Here is an 18,712-nt window from a genome sequence, read left to right on the forward strand (position 1 = left end):
ATCGCCTCCGCAAACGGCCGTGGCCGCGCAGCCAACACGTCGCGCGACCACGGCCATAGACCTGCGGTTGAGGCGAGAAGAACGTCTAGTCCTTCTCGACGTAGTTGTCGCGCACGCCGTCGAGCTTCTTGCTGCCGATCCGCTCGTGGAAGAGCGGGTCCTTGGGGATGGACGGGTCGATGCCGCGCGCCTCGGCGCCAAAGCACGCCACGACCTGCATTGGGATGATGAACTCCCAGCACGAGAAGAGCGGGTCCTCGGTGAAGGGCACGATGCAGTCAAAGTCGGTGGGCGCGGGGACGCCGGAGGGCGACGCGATGAGGTAGTTGTGGCTCGTCCACTCGCTCAGAATCTCGATCAGACGCAGCGTGCGGGGCTTGTAGTCCCCCTCGGAGGCCAGGTAGAACAGGTAGCTGTCCTCGGAGATCGAGTTGTAGATCCCGTGGAAGAACTCCTCGATGTCGTAGCCCGCGATGCCCACGCGCAGCGTCTCGAGCGTCTTGAGGGCACCCTCGAGGACGTCGCCGTACATGCCGTCGTAGCCGACCACGATCACGCGGCGCGCGGGGAGCAGGTCGTCCGCGATGCGGCCGTACCAGTCCACCGCGGCGTCGGTCACGGCGGGCAGGTTGGCGATCACCGTGCGCATGCGCGCGAGGTAGCCGTCCACGGTGGCCTGGTCCGTGACGCCCTTGGCGAGGGCGAGCTCGCCCACCATGAGCATCAGCGTGGCGATGGAGCCGGCGTAGCCCTTGGTCTTGGCGCCGCACTTCTCGTTGCCGACCTCGAGCAGCGTCTTGGTCTGCGCGTGCTCGAAGACGAGCGCCGTGGGGTTCTCGCTCACGGCCGCAGTGAGCAGGCCGCGCTCGGCGGCGGCGTCGAGGCCCTCCACGGTGGAGAGGCTCTGGCCTCCCTGCGAGATGCCGATGACCAGCGACTTCTTGTCATAGACCCTCTCGTCCCGCGCAAAGCGCGTGGGGTACATCGGGATGACCTTCCAGCCGGTGAGCTCCTCCAGGTAGAGCTTGGCGGAGACGCCCGCGTGGTAGCTCGTGCCGGAGCCGATGACGTAGACGGTCTCGATGTCCTCGCCCTTGAAGCGCTCCACGAACTCGGCGCAGATGCGAGCGCGCTCGTCGATGATGTGGGTCAGGACCTCCGGGGTCTCGCGGATGTAGTCGTACATGATGCTTGCCATTAGAGCACTCCAAAGAACGCGCCGATGATGCCGACGATGATGAGGGCGAACATGAGGGTCGTGGTCTTCACGCCCTTCTTGAGCAGACCGAAGCAGCCAAAGGTGAGCGCGAGCGGAAGCAGGCACGGCAGCACCTGGTCAAAGATGGCCTGGAGCTCGACCGACGCGTCGCCGATGGTGATGACGAGCGGCGTGGCAAAGGTGACCATGCTGGAGACCATCGCGCCGACCACGCACATGCCCAGCACCTTGGCGCACTCGGTGAGCAGGCCGATCGTGCCGGAGCCCTGCATGGAGTCGATGAAGCTGACGCCGCCCTTGTAGCTGAGCTTGAGGCCGTAGGCGCGGGCGAGAAGCGCCGGCACGTTGAAGATCAGCAGGAACAGAATCGCGCCGAGGATGGAGCCCTGCGCGGCGAGGCCGCAGCCCACGCCGGCGGCGATGACGCGGAAGGTGCCCCAGAAGAAGGAGTCGCCGATGCCCGCGACCGGGCCCATGAGGGCCGCCTTGAGCGCCGCGATGGACTCCATGTCAAAGCTGCCGCCCGCGCGCTCGGCCTGGGCGTTCTCCTCCTCCATGGCCACGCACGCGCCGGTGATGAGCGTCACGACCTGCGGCGTGGTGTTGAAGAACGAGAGGTGGCGCTTCAGCGCGGCGGCCATGTCATCCTTGTTGGGATAGAGCTTCTTCAGGACCGGCAGCAGCGAGTAGCAGAAGCCCACGTTCTGCATGCGCTCGTAGTTGAAGGATGCCTGGAGGGGGAACGAGCGCCAGAAGACCTTGCGCAGGTCGCCCTCGGTGATGATGCCGCCCTCCTTCAGGGGCTCGTCAGTCTTTGCCATTACAGCTCACCGTCCAAGTCGTCGGATTCGTGGGTGGGGGCAACGGTCACGGAGGCCAGCTCCGCCTGGTGGCGCTTCGTGGTCTGGTAGATCACGTAGGCAATCACGGCGCCGACGATGGCCACGCCGGTGGTGCTCATGCCGAGAAGGGCCGTGAGCACGAAGCCCACGAAGAAGTACGCGGCGTTGGTCTTGTCGAAGATCAGGTTCATGAGGATGGCGATGCCAAGGGCGGGCAGCATGCCGGAGGCGACCTCAAAGCCGTGCAGGATGAAGTCAGGCAGCCAGTTGACGAAGTCCTCGATGACGGCGGAGCCGAGCAGCACGCCCAGGAACACGACGAGGAACGAGGTGATCCAGAAGACCGCGGCGCCGCCCCACAGGGCAAAGGTGACCTTCGACGGGTCGCCCTCCTCGGCGCCCTTGTCGGCGATGCGCGCAAAGGCGAGGTTGACGGTGCGGTCGAAGATGCCGAGCAGCTGGCCGAGGGTGGCCACGGGCAGCGCGAGCGCGACGGCGGTGCCGGTGTCCAGGCCGGAGAGGATCGCGAAGGCCGTGGAGAGGATGCCGCCGCTCACGACGTCGGGCGGGGTGCTGGCGCCGATACCGGCGATGCCCATCATGACGAGCTCCACGGAGGCGCCCATGATGATGCCGGTCTGCAGGTCGCCGAGGATGAGGCCCACGATCGGGCCGGTCACGAGCGGGCGCTCGAACATGGTCTGGCCGGCGACGCGGCCGTCCCACATGGCAAAGCCCGCGAGTATGCCCAGGAGCAGGGCTTGAACAACCATTTCTACCTCCTAAGTTCCGTACGTCTCTTCCAACGTGAGCCGGGTGCGGTTCCGGATCCGCGGGCTCTTCCGAGGCGGCGCGCGCCGGCCGTGCGCGCGCCCCTGATTCGGCGGGTGGGCTAGGCGCCGTAGGCGCGGTGCACGGCGGCGACGTCCATCGGGGACTGGTCGGGCAGGGACTGCAGGCTCACCTGCGCGCCGAGCGCCACCATGCCGTCGACGGCCTCCAGGTCCTTCTCGTCCAGGTAGACCTGCTGGGTGACGCGCCGGCGCTCGCCGGCCTGGCGGATGCCGCCGAGGCAGACCTTGCGGACGGAGGGGCACTCGCGCACGATCTGGAGCGCGTCGGCGGGGCTGGCGCAGACCACGAAGATCTTGCGGGCCTCGTGCTTGGGATTGTTGATCACGAGGATCGCGCCCTTGACGGACTTGATGGAGAGCGTGGCCTGGGGCGGCGCGGCGATGCGGAACGCCGACTGCATGAGCTTGTCCGTGGCGGCGCGGTCGTTGGCGACGACGATGGTGTCGGCGCCCAGCTGAGAGGTCCACGTGACGGCGACCTGCCCGTGGATGAGGCGGTCGTCAACGCGAAGCAGCTCGATCATGGTTTCCTCCTTTGGTCTGGGCGGGCCCTACAGCTCGCCGGATTCCGAGTCGATGTCTGCCGTGGGCACGGCGCCGGCGAGGTCGGCCACGAGGCCGATGCCCGCGCGGGACGCCTCGACCGTCTGGCGGAGCAGGGCGAGGTTGGCCTCGCGCGCGGCGGGGTCGGGGTCGAGCGGGAGCAGCGCGACCTCGAGCAGCAGGCCGAGGTTGAGGCCCGCCACGTAGTAGGCATCGGGCCGCTCGGCGGAGACCAGGATCGCGCCCTGCGTGGTGCTTCCGCCCGGGATGTCCGTGAGGACGACGGTGGGGTTGGCGGGGTCCATGGCATCGATGGCGCCCTCAATCATGGCGGCGACCGTGGGGATGGTCTCGGCCGCCGTGACGCTCACGACCTTGGTGGGGCAGGGGCTGCCCAGGATGAGCTCGAGGGACGTGAGAATGCCCTTCGCAAAGTCGGCGTGCGTTACGAGGACAAGGTTGTTGGGCATCTGCGCCCCTCTCTCTTGGCGGTCTGGGCTGTTTGTATGTATAGACGTTATAGACGTCTTGCGTTTAGATTCCACTTCCGGTTTGTATCTGTCAAATTGCAGCTTCTGAACGCATTGATTTCTACGGTAAACGGCAGTTTCTGGTCCGTGCTTGACAACTCAATCTAGACGTTATAGACGTCTTATCACTTTTACGAAGGAGGCGGCATGCTCAAGAGGATTCGCAGGACGAGAAGCACGTGCGCCCGCACGCGCACGGCCGACGAGGAGGAGCTCGACCGGGCGCGCGTCGACCCGGAGCGCGCGAGGCCGGCCTACGAGGGCTCGGCGGTCATCCAGGCGGCGGACCTCCAGACACCCGAGGAGGCGCGCGAGAGCGAGCGGGCCATCAGCCGGCGCGACGCCCCGGGGACGCTGCGCCTCGTGGCCGCCCTCAACGCGGGCGTCATTCTCTGCGCCCTGGCCTACGTGCTCTTCCAGGGGCCCAACCATCTCGCCATCGGCGGCGCGTCGGGCCTCTCGATCGTTCTCTCCTCGGCGATTCCGGGGCTGCCCAACGACGTCGCGCTCTGGGTCGTGAACGCCGCCCTCGTGGTCGCGGGCCTCGTCTTCGTGGAGCGCCGGGCGGTGGTCTGGAGCGTCGTGGCGTCGGTCGCGCTCTCGGCGTACGTGTCGCTCTTCCAGTGGCTGATCCCGGTCACGGCGTCGATCACGGGCGACCTCTGGCTGGACCTCTGCTGCACGGTCCTTCTCGTCGCGCTCGGAAACGCGATCGCCTACAACGCCGGGGCCTCCACGGGCGGCATGGAGATCGTGGTCATGGCGCTCGCGCGTCGCACGAGCCTGCCGGTCGGGCACGCCGTGACGGTGGCGAACGGCGGGATCGTGTGCGCGGGCGTGGCGCTCTACGGGCCGCGCGTGGGCCTCTACTGCGTGCTCGGCCTGCTCGTGCAGACCGTCGTGGTGAGCGGCGTGCTCGACGACCTCAAGCAGCACAAGGTCTGCACGGTGATATGTCGCTGGCCGGCGCGCGTGGAGGAGTTCCTGGTCCGCGAGCTCAGCCGGACCGCCACGATAACCCGCAGTTACGGGGCCTACTCCGGGCGCGAGGTCTCCGTCATCATGACCGTGCTCACGCGCGCCGAGGCCACCCGCCTCGAGCGGTTCCTGCGCGAGGTGGACCCGGACGCCTTCGTGACCTACGTGAACACGTCGCAGATCACCGGCCACGGCTTCCGCTGGGTGTAGGGGGCGTGGGCGGGCAGGTTATGCGCACACGCAGAGGTTATGCGCACGCCGCGACGCGAGGTTCTTCTCGCCCGGCGCATCTGCCTGCGGATATGAATACCTCAACTGTGCGCACACCCTTCGGCGGTGCGCACAACCTACGGGATCGCGCATAACCTGCGAGCGGCGCGTCCCCAACCGCCAGCGGGCGAGAAGGACGTCCGCTCGCTACTCCACGTCGTCCGTCTCGTCGTCGCCGCCGATCTCCTCGAGCACGCCGAGCGCGGCCGGCATGACCTCCTCCTGCGTGCGGTGGAACGGGTAGGCCACCTTCTTGGTCTTGGGGTAGACCACGCCGCCGCGCTCCTTGAGGCGAAGCGCCGTCTGGCGCGAGACCTCCACGCCCTGGTAAACCAGGCGCCCGTTGGCCAGGCTCACGCTTGCGCACCCCAGCCGCTGCGCGCGGATCCGCACGCGGGCGCGGTCGAAGAGGTTGCGCCCGGCGAGCGGCAGCGCGCCGAAGTCCTTCTCGCACTCCTGCTGGAGGTCGTCCACCTCGGAAAGGTCCACGGCCGCCGCCAGGCGCCGGTACACGAGCACGCGCTTGTCCACGTCGGGCAGGTACTCCTCCGCCAGGAAGAAGTCCGCCGGCAGGTTGATCGTGACCTCGGCCTGCTCCACGTCGCGCGTCTCGCCGCGTGCCTCGGCCACGGCCTCGCCGAGCATCTGCGTGAAGAGGTCAAAGCCCACGCTGGAGAGGTTGCCGTGCTGCTCGGCTCCCATGAGCGAGCCCGCGCCGCGGATCTCCAGGTCGCGCATCGCGATCTTCATGCCGCTGCCCAGGTCCTGGTACTCGTTGATTGCCGTGAGACGGTCAGTGGCCTCGGGCGTGAGCGGGCGGTCGGCCGGGAACATGAAGTAGGCGTAGGCCTGCGTGCGCCCGCGGCCCACGCGGCCCTTGAGCTGGTAGAGCTGCGCCAGGCCCAGGCGCTGCGAGTCCTCGATGATCAGCGTGTTGGTGTGCGGGTTGTCGATGCCGCTCTCGATGATCGTGGTCGCCACCAGGACGTCGATCTCGTGCTCCTGGAACTGCAGCATCACGTCCTCGACCTCGCGCGCGCTCATCTTGCCGTGTGCCACGCCCACGCGGGCCTCGGGCGCCGCCTCGCGCACGCGCTCCACGGCGTCGTCGATCGTGTGGACGCGGTTGCTCACGTAGTAGACCTGTCCGCGCCGCGCGAGCTCCTCGCGGATGGCGGCGGAGACCACGTCCGGGTCCCACTCCCCCACCGTCACCTTGACCGGCAGGCGCCCGGGCGGCGGCGTCATGATGAGGCTCATGTCGCGCACCCCGCTCATGGCCATCTGCATCGTGCGCGGGATGGGCGTGGCGGAGAGGGTGAGCACGTCCACCTGCTCGCGCATGTTCTTGAGCTGCTCCTTGTGCTGCACGCCAAAGCGCTGCTCCTCGTCGATGATAACGAGCCCCAGGTCGTAGGGGTTGACGTCTGCGGAGAGCAGCCGGTGCGTGCCGATGAGCACGTCCACCGAGCCGTCCGCGAACCCCTCGAGCGCCTTGCGCTGCCGGGCCGGCGTCACAAAGCGGCTGAGCACCGCCACCTTGAGGTCAAAGGGCGCAAACCGCGAGAAGAACGTCTCGAAGTGCTGCTGCGCCAGGATCGTGGTGGGGCAGAGCACCATGACCTGCTTGGCGTCCTGGCAGCACTTGAACGCCGCGCGCAGGGCCACCTCCGTCTTGCCGAAGCCCACGTCGCCACAGAGCAGCCGGTCCATGGGGCGGCGGGCCTCCATGTCCGCCTTGATGTCCGCGATCGAGGCGCGCTGGTCGTGCGTGAGCTCGTAGGGGAAGCTCGCCTCCATCTCCTCCTGGACGGGCGTGTCCGCCGAGAACGCGTGCCCGGGCACGGAGCTGCGGCGCGTGTAGAGGTCCACCAGGTCGAAGGCCAGCTTCTTGGCGGAGCGGCGCGCCTTGCCGGTGGCGCGGGACCAGTCGGCGGTGTTGAGGCGGGTGAGGCGCGGGCTGGAGCCGTCCGGGCCCACGTAGCGCGTGATGCGGTCCACCTGCTCGAGCGGCACGAAGAGCTTGTCCTCGCCCGCGTACTCCAGCAGGAAGTAGTCGCGCTCGCGCCCGGCCACCTCCTGGCGCACGATGTCGGCGAAGAGCGCGATGCCGTGGGTGGCGTGGACCACGTAGTCGCCGGGCTTGAACGGGAAGGTCACGCTCGTGGGGTCCACGCGGCGGACGCGGCGGCGCGCCTTGGCCGTGCGGGCGGCGAGGTCGGAGACCGAGAGCACGGCCAGGTGCGCGCCCGGGATCACGATGCCGGCCGGCACGGGCGCGTCGGTGAAGGTGACGCGGCCGCGCTCCAGGGGCGGCACCTGCGGGTCGTTGTTCTCGGCCGCCGTTCCCAGGGACTCGACGAAGGGGACGTTCTCGTCAGAGAGGCGCAGCTCCAGGGACTCGCGCGCGCCCCGGTCCGGCACGGCAAAGATGACGGCGCAGCGGTCCGCCACGAGCTGGCGCACGCGCCCCATGAGCTTGGCGTCCGAGCCGGCGATGCCGGGCTGGCGCACCTCCAGGTCCGCCGTGGACGCGCCGGAGCCCGCGCGCATCATGGACGAGAAGGACAGGCGCTGCTGCTTGCCAAAGTCCATGTCGCGCGGGGAGGTGTAGAGGCCGTCGAGGCTCGCGCGGGCGGCCGAGGCGGCGGCGGAGAGCTCGTCGGTGGCGCGCATGCAGTCGTCGAAGAGGGCGCGCGGCTCGGCGAGCACGACGAGGGCGTCAGCGGAGATGTGCTCGAGCGGGGACGCCGTGCCGCCGTAGAGCTGCGGGAGGTAGCGCTCGAGCGCGGGCGCGGCGGCGCGCTGGCGAATGAGCTCCAGGTCGGCGGCCACCTTGGTGCTGTCCTGCGCCGCCTTGTAGAGGGCGCGCTCGGCGCGGGCGACCGTCTCGTCCGTGAGCGCGAGCTCGCGGCAGGGCGAGACCGTGACCTCGGTCAGCTCGCCGATCGTCTGGCCCGTGGAGGGGACCATGCGGCGAACGCGGTCGATCTCGTCGCCAAAGAACTCGATGCGCACCGGGCTCGTGGCCTGCGCGGGGAAGACGTCCACGGCGTCGCCGTGCACGTGGAAGGTGCCGGGGGCGTCCACGTCGCCGGCGTCGTTGTAGCCCATGCCCACGAGCAGCGCCGGCACCTCCTCGAAGGGGACCTCGTCCCCCACCGCGAAGGTGCTCGAGGCGAAGTAGCCGCTGCCGACCGGCGGCACGCGGCGCAGCAGCGCGTGCGCGGAGGCCACGATCACGCAGCGCTCGCCGGCGGCGAGGCGCGCCACGGAGCGGCAGCGCGCACCGATGACGGCGTCGTCGGGGGCGGCGTCCGCCCAGGGGCGGTCGCGGCGCTCGGGGTAGCGGCCGACGACGTCCTGGCCGAGCCACGCCGCGAGCGAGCGGGCCGTGCGGTCGGCGGCCTCCTCGCCGGAGACGACGAGCAGGCAGGGGCGCGGGTTTCTCGCCCAGAGCGCGGCGAGCACGAGCGGGCGCGCGGACTGGGCGACGGAGAGGCTGGCGTCATGGCCGGCGTCGAGCTCGCGCACGAGCGGGGCGAGCTCCGGGGCGGCGGCCAGCTGACGGGAAACGCGGTCGATGAGCATGGGGTCCCTCTACAGGAAGACGCGCCGGCCCCGGCGTGCGGGGTCGGTCGCGGCGGGCGGTTCTTCTCGCCCATTGTAGCGGGCCGGGCGGCCGCAGGCTAACGCGCGCCCGGGCCCGCGTTCTTCTCGCCCGTGCGCAATACGCGTCTTCCAACGTTTCTGGCCCCGATTCTGTTGGTAATCGCGTATCGCCAACTGGCAGTACGCGACTTCCAACGTTTCCGGGCCCGATTTCGTCGGAAACCGCGTATTGGGCCAGTCCGTCAGGCGAGAAGAACGCCCGCCCGCAGCGCTACCCCAGGATCCTCCCGCTCCGCTCGGCGAGGTCGGCCAGGCGCGGGCCCGCGGCGGCGACCGCGTCATCGTCCGCGCGCCAGCTCCAGTTGCCGCTCGCGACGCCGGGCACGTTCATGCGCGCCTCGTCGCCGAGGCCGAGCACGTCCTGCAGCGGCACGATCGCCACGTCGGCGTCGCTCGCGAGCACGCGGCGCAGGATGCCGTCCGCGACCTCGACGGCCTCCTCGCGCTCCAGGCCGTAGCGCTCCTCGCAGAAGCCGACCAGCGTCTGGTTGTCATGCGTTCCCGTGTAGGCCACGGTCTCGGGGCGCGGCACGTAGCCCTCGCGCACGTCGGAGTCGGAGAACTGCGCCACGTCCATGCCGGGAAAGCCCGTCGCGGCCACGAGCGCGCGCACGGCCGGCGTGATCGCGCCCAGGTCCTCGGCGATGAACGGCAGCGGCCCAAACTGGCGGTGCGCCGCCTCGAAGAGCTCGAGCCCCGGCCCGAAGGCGTAGGCGCCGTCGCGCGCGGTCTTACCCGCCGGGATGCCGAAGTACGACATGAACCCGATGAAGTGGTCGAGCCGCACCACGTCGTAGAGCGCCAGCATCCGGCTGAAGCGACGCAGCCACCAGCCGAAGTTCTGCTCGCGCAGGATGTCCCAGCGGAAGGCCGGGTTGCCCCAGTTCTGGCCGTCGGGCGCGAAGGCGTCTCCGGGCGCGCCGGCCTCACGGCGGGCATAGCCCCGCTCGTCAAGGTCAAAGATGTCGGGCTCGCTCCAGACGTCGGCGGAGTCGGCCGAGACGAACATCGGCATGTCGCCGATGATCCTCACGCCGCGCGCGTGTGCGTACTCGAGCAGGTCGTCCCACTCTCGCTGGAACTCGAACTGCAGGCGGCGGTGCGCCTCGATCGCATGGCGCAGCTTGCGGTCGGAGGCCAGGCGCGGCGAGTAGGTGCGGTAGGGCTCCGGCCACTCCTGCCAGGGCTTCTCGCCCAGCAGCTCCTTGCACGCGCGGAAGATCGCGTACGGCGTGAGCCAGTAGTCGTTCTCGTCGCAGAATCGCAGGTACTCCGGGTCGTTGCCGATGCGCTCCAGCCGTGCGAGCGCCGCCGGAGCCGGCAGCTCCAGCAGGCCGATGTTGCCCGCGAAGGCGCCGAGGCCCGCATACGGCGAGCCGAACCTGTCCGTGGGGTTGACCGGCAGGACCTGCCAGTACTTCTGCCCCGCCGCGGCGAGCCAGTCCACGAAGCGGCGCGCCGGGGCGCCGAGCGTGCCGGGCCAGCCGCCGTTGGGCACGGAGGTGACGTGGCAGAGCACGCCCATGCCACGCTCGAGCGGGGCCTGCAGGCGCGCGGACTCGTGGAAGTGCAGCACGGCGGTGCCGAGCGGCCAGAGGAAGACCTCCGCCTGGCCGTGGCTCACGCGCGGCGCCGTGCCGGAGACCACGTCGCTCACCTGGCGGCCGCCCACCGGGACCTTCACCGTGCGCGCGTCGGAGAGGCTCGCGTTGACGAGCACGCAGACGCGCTCGTCCCCCGCGCCGGTGCGCCAGAAGCCAAAGACGTCCTCGCCGGACGAGAAGGGCTCGAACTCGCCGTCCACCAGCAGGTCCGGCAGCATCCGCCGCAGGGCGATCGCGTTGCGGTAGATGTCGGTGCAGTCGCGCCGGCCGTCGTCCCACGGGAAGCTCGCGCGGTTGTACGGGTCGCGGAAGCCCTCGGCGCCGCGCTCGTCGCCGTAGTAGACGCACGGGACGCCGGGCAGCGTCATCTGCAGCAGCGCCATCACCCACAGGCGCGACTTCGCGAGGCTCGCCTGCTCCTCGGAGAGGCGCCAGGTCGCGCGCTCCTCCTCGGGCACCGAGTCCGGGTCGGGCGCGCCGCCGAGGACCGTGAACAGGCGCTCGCGGTCGTGGCTGCCCACCAGGTTGAGCGCCGAGTAGAAGTTGTCACGCGGGTAGTTCTCGCGCAGCTCCTCCAGGCGCATGGCCAGCTCGCCGGCGGTGATGTCGCGCCGGATGTAGGAGAGGAGCGCCGTGCGCACAGGGTAGTTCATCGTGGCGTCCAGCTCGGCGCCCTCGAAGTACTGGCGCAGCTTGCCGTAGGCCATCTTGTGGGACGCGTCCTCCCACACCTCGCCGATCAGCACGCCGTCGGGCTTCTCGGCGAGCAGGGCGCGCTTGATCTGCACGATGAACTCGTCGGTGAGCTCGTCGGCCACGTCGAGGCGCCAGCCGCGCGCGCCCTGGCGCAGCCAGTGGCGAATCACGCCGGCGCGCCCGCACACCAGCTCGTGGAAGGCGTCACAGTCGGGACGTATCGAGGGGAGGTTCTGGTCGCCCCACCAGCCGGCGTAGGTGCCGTCGTCGTTGAAGGTGAACCAGTCTCGGTAGGGCGAGGCGTCGCCCTGCCAGGCGCCCGGCTCGCGGTAGGTGCCAAAGCGGTTGAGGTAGCGCGAGTCGGCGCCCACGTGGTTGAAGACGCCGTCCAGGATGATCGAGATCCCGTGCTCCTCGGCGTCCACGCAGAGGGCCCGGAAGCTCTCCTCGTCGCCGAGCATCGGGTCGATGCTGAGGTAGTCCGCCGTGTCGTAGCGGTGGTTGCTTGCCGCCTCGAAGATCGGGTTGAGGTAGAGCGCCGTCACGCCCAGGTCCTCCAGATAGCCGAGCTTCTCGCGGATACCCTCGAGCGTGCCGCCGTAGAAGTCCCAGCGGGCGATGCCGCCCTCGGGCGTACGGGCGTAGGTGGGCGGCGTGTCCCAGTCCTCGACCAGGGCGCGCTCCGGCCCGCCGCCGCGGCGCTGCGCGAGGGCGGCCTCCGCCCGCTCGCGCCAGTCCTCCCCGCGCGCAAAGCGGTCCGGGAAGATCTGGTAGACGATGCCCTCTCGGTACCATCGGGGCTGGCGGGCGCGGGGCGTGAACACCGTGATCTGGAACGACGGCGGGTCCCCGTAGGCAAAGGCCCCCTCGCCGGTGACCCAGCCCGGGCGGGCGCCGTAGCGCCACACAGCGCCGTCGCTCGCCTCGATGTCGAAGCTGTACCAGACGACGCCGGTCTCGGCCGGCTTGTACGTGGCGGTGAAGCGCAGGCCCCCGGCGTGCTCGGCGCCGCGCATCTCGATGAGCTCCTCGCCGTGAGCGTCGGTCCACACGCGCAGCGTGCAGAAGGTGACGTCGTCCTCCCACACGTCTATGCTCAGCGAAACGGTGCCGCCCAGCTGGACGGCACCGAATGGGGACCGGTACTCACGCTCTGAGGTGACGTGACGTGCTTTCAAGCGCTACCTGTCTCTCCTCTTGTTGTACCGAATGATCTCCGGGTGGAGGTCATGGTAGATGTCCATGTAGTCGTTCGCGGCGCGGCGCCAGCTGAAGTCCGTGTCCATGGCCTGGAGCTGGAGCTGGTGCCAGGCCTCGGGCTCGGTCCAGAAGATCTCGCAGGCGCCGAGCAGGGTGTCGGCCATCTCGTCGGCGTTCATGTTGGCGAACGAGAAGCCCGTGCCCTCGCCGGTGTACTTGTTGTACGGCGTGACGGAGTCGCGCAGGCCGCCGGTCTCGCGCACCACGGGCAGGGTGCCGTAGCGCATGGCGATCATCTGCGACAGGCCGCACGGCTCGAACTCGGACGGCATGAGCAGCAGGTCGCCGCCCGCGTACATCCGGTGCGAGAGCGCGTTGTCAAAGGCGATGCGCGCGCACATCTGGTCGCCGTACTTGGCATCGAAGTAGCGGAACGCGTCCTCGTGGTCCTTGTCGCCCGTGCCGAGAATCGCCACCTGGACGCCGCGCTGCATGAGGTGGTCCATCGCGTAGCGCACGAGGCCCAGGCCCTTCTGGTCCGTGAGGCGGCCGATGGAGACGACGAGCGGGCGCGTGGGGTCCTGGGCCAGGCCCAGCTCCTCCTGGAGAGCGCGCTTGCACTCCGCCTTGTTCTCCAGCTCCTTGGCCGTGTAGTTGGCCGGGATCATGGGGTCGGTCGCGGGGTCCCAGATGGTCTGGTCGATGCCGTTCAGGATGCCGCGCAGCACGTTCTGGCGACGGCGGAAGATGTCGTCGAGGCCCTCGCCGTAGAAGGGCATCTGCAGCTCGTAGGCGTAGCTCGGGCTCACCGTGGTGAGGAAGTCCGTGTAGCAGAGGGCGCCCTTCATGTAGTTGATGGAGTCGCGGTCGCAGTAGAGCTGGTCGCGCGCGGCGGGGATGTGGGCGAGGCCCAGCACCTCCTCGAGGACCTTGTCGCTGTACTGGCCCTGGAACTTCACGTTGTGGATCGTGAAGACGGTCTTGACGCCCGCGCACTGCGGGACCTGCTGGTAGAACTCGCGCAGGAAGACGCAGCAGAGCGCCGTCTGCCAGTCGTTGCAGTGCAGGACGTCGCACTCGAGCTCCGGCACCTTGGCGATGGCCTCGCAGATGGCCTTGGAGAAGAACGCGAAGCGCTCGCCGTCGTCGAAGTAGCCGTAGAGGCCGTCACGCTTGAAGTAGGCCTCGTTGTCCACGAAGTAGAAGTCCAGGTCCTGCAGGGTGAGCTTCTCGATGCCGCAGTACTCGTTGCGCCAGGCGAGCGGCACGTAGAAGTCCGCCACGTGCTTCATCTGGTCCTTGTACTCCTGCGGGATGCTGGCGTACTTGGGCAGGATCACGGCGACGCGGGCGCCGGCGTGCTTGAGGGCGCGGGGCAGCGATCCCGCCACGTCACCCAGGCCGCCCGTCTTGGCAAAGGGAACGGCCTCGGAGGACGCGAAGAGCACGCGGATCTTCCTGCGCTTGGCTGTGGTTGCCATACGTCCCTCCCCGCCTACTCGTGGGCCTTCTCGGTGATGAGGACCTCCTCGGGCGTGCCGCGCAGCTCGGTGCCTGCGGGGACCACGTTGCCGCGGTCCACGATGGCGTTCTCGACGCGCGCGCCGCTCTTGACGACGCAGCCCTGCATCACGATGGAGTTGCGGATCGTGGCGCCCGCCTCGACGATGACGTTGCGGCCGAGGATGGAGTCGCTCACGCTGCCGTAGATGCGGTCGCCCGAGGCCACGGCGGAGTTGAGCACGCGGGAGCCCACCTCGAACTTGGCGGGAGGCGTGTCGTGCGTCTTGGTCTTGATCGAGCGGTCGGCGGGGAAGAGCTCGGCGGTGATGCGCGGGTCGAGCAGGTCCATGTTGGCGCGGAAGTAGGCGCGCTTGTTGAAGATCGGCGCGACGTAGCCGTTGAAGTCGTAGGTGCGCACGTCCACGCGGCCGAAGTCGCCCGTCATGGCCTCGAAGATGTCGAGGTAGTCCGTCGGCGCGTACCAGTCGAACATGTCGAGCAGGAGCTGACGGTTAATGACGAAGCAGTCGAGGAACATCGTGTCGCCGAAGTTGACGCCCTGGCGCACGCCCTGGACGCGGCCGTCGATGACGTCGAAGGCCGTCACGTCGGCGTCCTTCTCGGAGGCCGTCTTGGTGAGGACGGTGATGTCCGCGCCGGAGGCCTTGTGGGCCGCGTAGACCTCGTCGAGGTCGATGTTGAAGACGAAGTTGGCCGTCGAGCAGATCACGGCGTCGGCGCTGCTGCGCGTGAAGTAGGCCTTGTTGTGGATGAGGTCGCGCAGCAGGAAGCGGGCGCCGGTGCGCGAGGTGCCGAACGCGGAGCCGGGCAGGATGAACAGGCCGCCGTTCTTGCGGTCGAGGTCCCAGTCCTTGCCGGAGCCCACGTGGTCGATGATCGAGCGGTAGTTGTACGGCATGACCATGCCCACGGTGCGGATCCCGCAGTTCACGAGGTTCGACAGGGCAAAGTCGACGAGGCGATAGCGGCTGAAGTACGGCAGCGACGCCACGGGGCGGCTCTCGGTGAGCGCGCTGGACTCCTTGGCGGAGTAGTTGCAGGTGATGAGGCCGATGACCTTCTCCATGACTAGTTCTCCCCCTTCCCGACCACGACGTCGTTGCCGATGACGGCGGTGTCCTTGGTCTGGTCGACGCTTCCGACGCTGACGTTCTCCTCCACCACGGAGTTCTCGCCGAGGATCGCGCGCACGACGTTGGCGCCGTCCTTGACCACGGCGCCGGGCAGCAGCACCGAGTCGATGACGGTGGCCCGCTCGCCGACGTAGGCGTCGGTCGAGAGGATCGAGTGTTTGACGGTGCCGTAGACCTGGCAGCCGTTGGCGATCAGGGCGTCGTCGATCGTGCCGTCCTTGCCCACGAACGCGGGCGGGCGCGTGGAGGAGTTGCTCATGATCGGGAAGTCGGTGCTGAAGATGTCGAAGGCGGGGTTGGGCCCGAGGAGGTCCATGCTCGTCTCGTGGTAGCTGGAGATGGTGCCGACGTCACGCCAGAAGCCCTCGAACTTGTAGGTGAAGAGTCGCTTGCCGGCGTCCAGGAGCTTGGGGATGATGTCGCCGCCGAAGTCGTGGGACGAGTTCTGGTCGTTGGCGTCCTCCTTGAGGGTGCTGACGAGAAGGTCGGCATTGAAGATGTAGATGCCCATGGAGGCGAGGTTTGAGTCGGGCTTCTTGGGCTTCTCGGAGAACTTGGTGATGCGGCCGTCCGGGTCGGCGGTCAGGATGCCGAAGCGGGAGGCCTCCTCCCACGGCACCGGCATGACGGCGATCGTGAGGTCGGCGTTGTTGGCCTTGTGGGTGGCCAGCATGTCGGCGTAGTCCATGCGGTAGAGCTGGTCGCCGGAGAGGATGAGCACGTACTCCGGGTCGTTGGTCTCGATGTAGCCGAGGTTCTGCGTCACGGCGTCAGCGGTGCCCTCGTACCAGGCGCCGCCGGTCTGCGTGGCAAACGGCGGCAGGATGGCGACGCCACCGCCGCGCTCGTCGAGGTTCCAGGCCTCACCGGTTCCGATGTAGCTGTGCAGCAGGTACGGACGGTACTGCGTGAGCACGCCGACCGTGTTGATGCCCGAGTTCGCGCAGTTCGACAGAGCAAAGTCGATAATGCGGAACTTGCCACCGAACGAAACGGCGGGCTTTGCCACGTTGCTCGTCAGCGCACCGAGGCGACTGCCCTGCCCTCCGGCGAGGAGCATTGCGATGCACTCTTTCTTGCTCATACCCCCACTCCTTTCGACAACCAAATGCACGGGGGCGCGGCCCCCGGGACGTACCGCCTAAATGTGCCAGATGTCCGCCATGTACTCGCGGATAGTTCGGTCTGAGGAGAAATATCCGGCCTTGGCGGTATTGTGGAGCGCCGAGCGGTTCCACGCGCGGCGGTCTCCGTAGGCTCCGGTGAGCTCGTCGAAGGCCTGGACGTACGAGTGGAAGTCGCGCAGGACCAGGTCCGGGTCGTTGTCCACCATGAGGTAGTCGTGGATGCTCTCGAAGTTGCCCGAGAGGCGCGCGAGCGAGCCGTCGGTGAGCATGTCCACGATGCGGCCGAGACGGTCGCGGTCGCCGTTGTACATGTCCCACGCGTAGTAGCGGCCCGAGGCGCGCAGGTCCTCGACCTCGTTGGCGCGCAGGCCGAAGATCTTGATGTTCTCGGGGCCCACGAGGTCGGAGATCTCGATGTTGGCGCCGTCGAGGGTGCCGAGCGTGATCGCCGCGTTCATCATGAGCTTCATGTTGGAGGTGCCGGAGGCCTCGGCGCCGGCCACGCTGATCTGCTCGGAGATCTCCGCAGCGGAGTAGATGAGCTGCGCGTTGGAGACCGCGAAGTTGGGCACGAAGGCCACCTTGATCTTGTCGTTCACGCGCTCGTCGTTGTTGATGACGTCCGCGACGGAGTTGATGAGGCGGATGACCTCCTTGGCGAAGGTGTAGCTCTGGGCCGCCTTGCCGGAGAAGATGAACGCCGTCGGGCGCGGGCTGTAGCTCGGGTCCGCGAGGATGCGGTTGTAGACGTCGAGCACCTTGAAGACGTTCAGGAGCTGGCGCTTGTAGGCGTGGAAGCGCTTGACCTGCACGTCAAAGACCATGTTGGTGTCGAGCTCGACGCCCGAGGTCTCCTTGATGTAGGCGGCCAGGCGCTCCTTGTCGGCCTTCTTGGCGAGCTCCATGCCGTCGAGGAAGCTCGCGTCCTGCTCGAACGGGACGAGCTTCTCGAGCTCCATCGCGTCGCCCATCCAGCCGTCGCCGATGGCCTCGGTGATGAGCTTGGAGTAGGCCGGGTTGGCCTCGGCGAGGAAGCGACGGTGCGTGACGCCGTTGGTCTTGTTGTTGAAGCGGTGCGGCATCATCTCGTAGAACTCGTGGAAGACGCTGTCCCTGAGGATCTGCGTGTGCAGCGCGGAGACGCCGTTGATCGAGTGCGAGAAGATGATCGAGAGGTTGGCCATGCGGACCTGGCCGTCCCAGAGGATGGCGGTGTTCTGCAGGACGTTGGTCCAGTTGCCCTCGTTGGGCGAGAGGTGGTTGGCCAGGTTCTCGCGGTAGCGGCGGTCGACCTCCTCGATGAACATGTAGAGGCGCGGCAGCAGGTTGCGGAAGGTGTTGATCGGCCACTTCTCGAGCGCCTCGGGCATGACCGTGTGGTTGGTGAAGGAGATGGTCTCCTTGGCCACCTTGTAGGCGAGGTCAAAGTCCACGCCCTTCTCGTCCACGAGCAGGCGCATGAGCTCGGGGCCGCACATGGCGGGGTGCGTGTCGTTGGTGTGGATGCAGACGTGCTCGCCGAGGTGCTCCCAGTCGGGGCCGAACTCGCGCTCGTAGGTGCGCAGGATGGTCTGCAGGCCGGCGGAGACGAACAGGTACTCCTGCTTGAGGCGGAGCATCCGGCCGTGCTCGCCGGCGTCGTTGGGGTAGAGGATCGTGGAGATGGCCTCCACGTCCGAGCGGAACTTGTTGGCGCGCGCGTAGTCGCCGGCGTTGAAGGCGTCGAGGTCGAAGTCCTCGGTGTAGGGCTCGGCCGACCACAGGCGCAGCTTGTTCACGACCTTGCCGCCGTAGCCGATGATGGGCACGTCGTACGGCACGGCGCGGACGATCTCGCCGCCCTCCTGGGTGAACCAGAAGTGGCCGTTCTCCTCGTGGCGCACCACCTGGCCGCCAAAGCGCACGAGCACGGCGCTGCCGTCCTTGCGGGTCTCCCACGGGAAGCCGTTGGCGAGCCAGTTGTCCGTGCGCTCGACCTGACGGCCGCCCTCGATGTACTGGCGGAAGAGGCCGTAGCGGTAGCGCATGCCGTTGCCGTAGCCGGCCATGCCCTCGTGGGCCATGGAGTCCAGGAAGCACGCGGCCAGGCGGCCCAGGCCGCCGTTGCCGAGGCCCGGGTCGACCTCCTGGCGGCAGAGGTCCTCCAGGGTCGAGCCCATGGACTTGACGCCCGCCGCGACCACGTCACGCACGCCGAAGTTGATCAGGTAGTTGTCGAGCAGGGGACCGAGAAGGAACTCGAGGGAGAAGTAGTAGACCTTCTTGGCGCCCTTGGGGTGGGACTCGGGGAAGATGGCGCGGCCCTTGTTGGCGATGAGCTCGGCGAGGGCGTAGTAGCGCTCGTGGTCGGCAAGCTCCTCGAAGGGGGTGCCGTAGCGCGTGAGGCACGCCTCGCGGTACTGCTCGACGAAGTCCTGCTCGTTCTCGAAGATCTTGGTGTTGTCAGTCAAGATAACTCCTTGCATCAGGGCGACGCGTACTCGGGGGCGCGCGGCTGCGGCCGCGCAGGGAGGCGTCGCG

12 protein-coding genes are annotated in these 18,712 nt (G+C 68.4%); 1 reads left to right on the plus strand and 11 read right to left on the minus strand.

Features of this window, described 5'->3' with window-relative positions; all coding sequences use genetic code 11:
* Nucleotides 1–85: 85 nt before the first annotated feature.
* From H6A07_RS09270 to H6A07_RS09290, 5 genes are all read right to left on the minus strand, one after another.
* Nucleotides 86–1,198, minus strand: coding sequence for an SIS domain-containing protein (locus H6A07_RS09270; RefSeq protein ID WP_204814641.1), 1,113 nt, complete (start codon nucleotides 1,196–1,198; stop codon nucleotides 86–88).
* Nucleotides 1,198–2,040 (minus strand): PTS system mannose/fructose/sorbose family transporter subunit IID, encoded by an 843-nt coding sequence (locus H6A07_RS09275; RefSeq protein ID WP_204814642.1) that lies wholly within the window; start codon nucleotides 2,038–2,040, stop codon nucleotides 1,198–1,200. Before H6A07_RS09275 ends, H6A07_RS09270 begins: the two co-directional genes overlap by 1 nt.
* Nucleotides 2,040–2,834, minus strand: a complete 795-nt coding sequence (locus H6A07_RS09280; protein ID WP_204814643.1) for a PTS mannose/fructose/sorbose/N-acetylgalactosamine transporter subunit IIC — start codon at nucleotides 2,832–2,834, stop codon at nucleotides 2,040–2,042. The genes H6A07_RS09275 and H6A07_RS09280 overlap by 1 nt, the downstream gene beginning before the upstream one ends.
* Nucleotides 2,835–2,953: 119 nt before the next feature.
* Nucleotides 2,954–3,439: a PTS system mannose/fructose/N-acetylgalactosamine-transporter subunit IIB gene (locus tag H6A07_RS09285; protein WP_204814644.1), complete on the minus strand. Its 486-nt coding sequence runs from the start codon at nucleotides 3,437–3,439 to the stop codon at nucleotides 2,954–2,956.
* 27 nt (nucleotides 3,440–3,466) lie between these two features.
* A complete protein-coding gene (locus H6A07_RS09290; RefSeq protein ID WP_204814645.1) occupies nucleotides 3,467–3,928 on the minus strand; it encodes a PTS sugar transporter subunit IIA in 462 nt (153 codons plus the stop codon).
* 207 nt (nucleotides 3,929–4,135) lie between these two features.
* Between H6A07_RS09290 and H6A07_RS09295 the strand changes: the two genes are divergently transcribed.
* The gene (locus H6A07_RS09295) at nucleotides 4,136–5,176 is read left to right on the plus strand and encodes a YitT family protein (RefSeq protein ID WP_204814646.1); all 1,041 of its coding nucleotides are present in this window, start codon (nucleotides 4,136–4,138) and stop codon (nucleotides 5,174–5,176) included.
* 207 nt (nucleotides 5,177–5,383) lie between these two features.
* Here the strand turns inward: H6A07_RS09295 and mfd are convergent, their stop codons facing one another.
* The 6 genes from mfd to H6A07_RS09325 all read right to left on the minus strand — a co-directional run bounded on the left by mfd (nucleotide 5,384) and on the right by H6A07_RS09325 (nucleotide 18,657).
* Nucleotides 5,384–8,827 (minus strand): transcription-repair coupling factor, encoded by a 3,444-nt coding sequence (mfd, locus tag H6A07_RS09300; protein WP_204814647.1) that lies wholly within the window; start codon nucleotides 8,825–8,827, stop codon nucleotides 5,384–5,386.
* Nucleotides 8,828–9,119: 292 nt separating this feature from the next.
* Complete coding sequence (locus H6A07_RS09305) at nucleotides 9,120–12,296, minus strand: 4-alpha-glucanotransferase (RefSeq protein WP_342636586.1); 3,177 nt, start codon at nucleotides 12,294–12,296, stop codon at nucleotides 9,120–9,122.
* Between the two features lie 93 nt (nucleotides 12,297–12,389).
* A complete protein-coding gene (gene glgA / locus H6A07_RS09310) occupies nucleotides 12,390–13,889 on the minus strand; it encodes a glycogen synthase GlgA (protein ID WP_204814649.1) in 1,500 nt (499 codons plus the stop codon).
* Nucleotides 13,890–13,903: 14 nt separating this feature from the next.
* A complete protein-coding gene (glgD, locus tag H6A07_RS09315) occupies nucleotides 13,904–14,998 on the minus strand; it encodes a glucose-1-phosphate adenylyltransferase subunit GlgD (protein ID WP_204814650.1) in 1,095 nt (364 codons plus the stop codon).
* Between the two features lie 2 nt (nucleotides 14,999–15,000).
* Complete coding sequence (locus tag H6A07_RS09320) at nucleotides 15,001–16,149, minus strand: glucose-1-phosphate adenylyltransferase (protein ID WP_204814651.1); 1,149 nt, start codon at nucleotides 16,147–16,149, stop codon at nucleotides 15,001–15,003.
* Nucleotides 16,150–16,206: 57 nt separating this feature from the next.
* Nucleotides 16,207–18,657, minus strand: coding sequence for a glycogen/starch/alpha-glucan phosphorylase (locus tag H6A07_RS09325; RefSeq protein WP_204814652.1), 2,451 nt, complete (start codon nucleotides 18,655–18,657; stop codon nucleotides 16,207–16,209).
* Nucleotides 18,658–18,712 lie beyond the last annotated feature (55 nt).

This window comes from Olsenella uli (genome assembly GCF_016899935.1).
In the GTDB taxonomy this organism is placed as follows: Bacteria; Actinomycetota; Coriobacteriia; order Coriobacteriales; family Atopobiaceae; genus Thermophilibacter; species Thermophilibacter uli_B.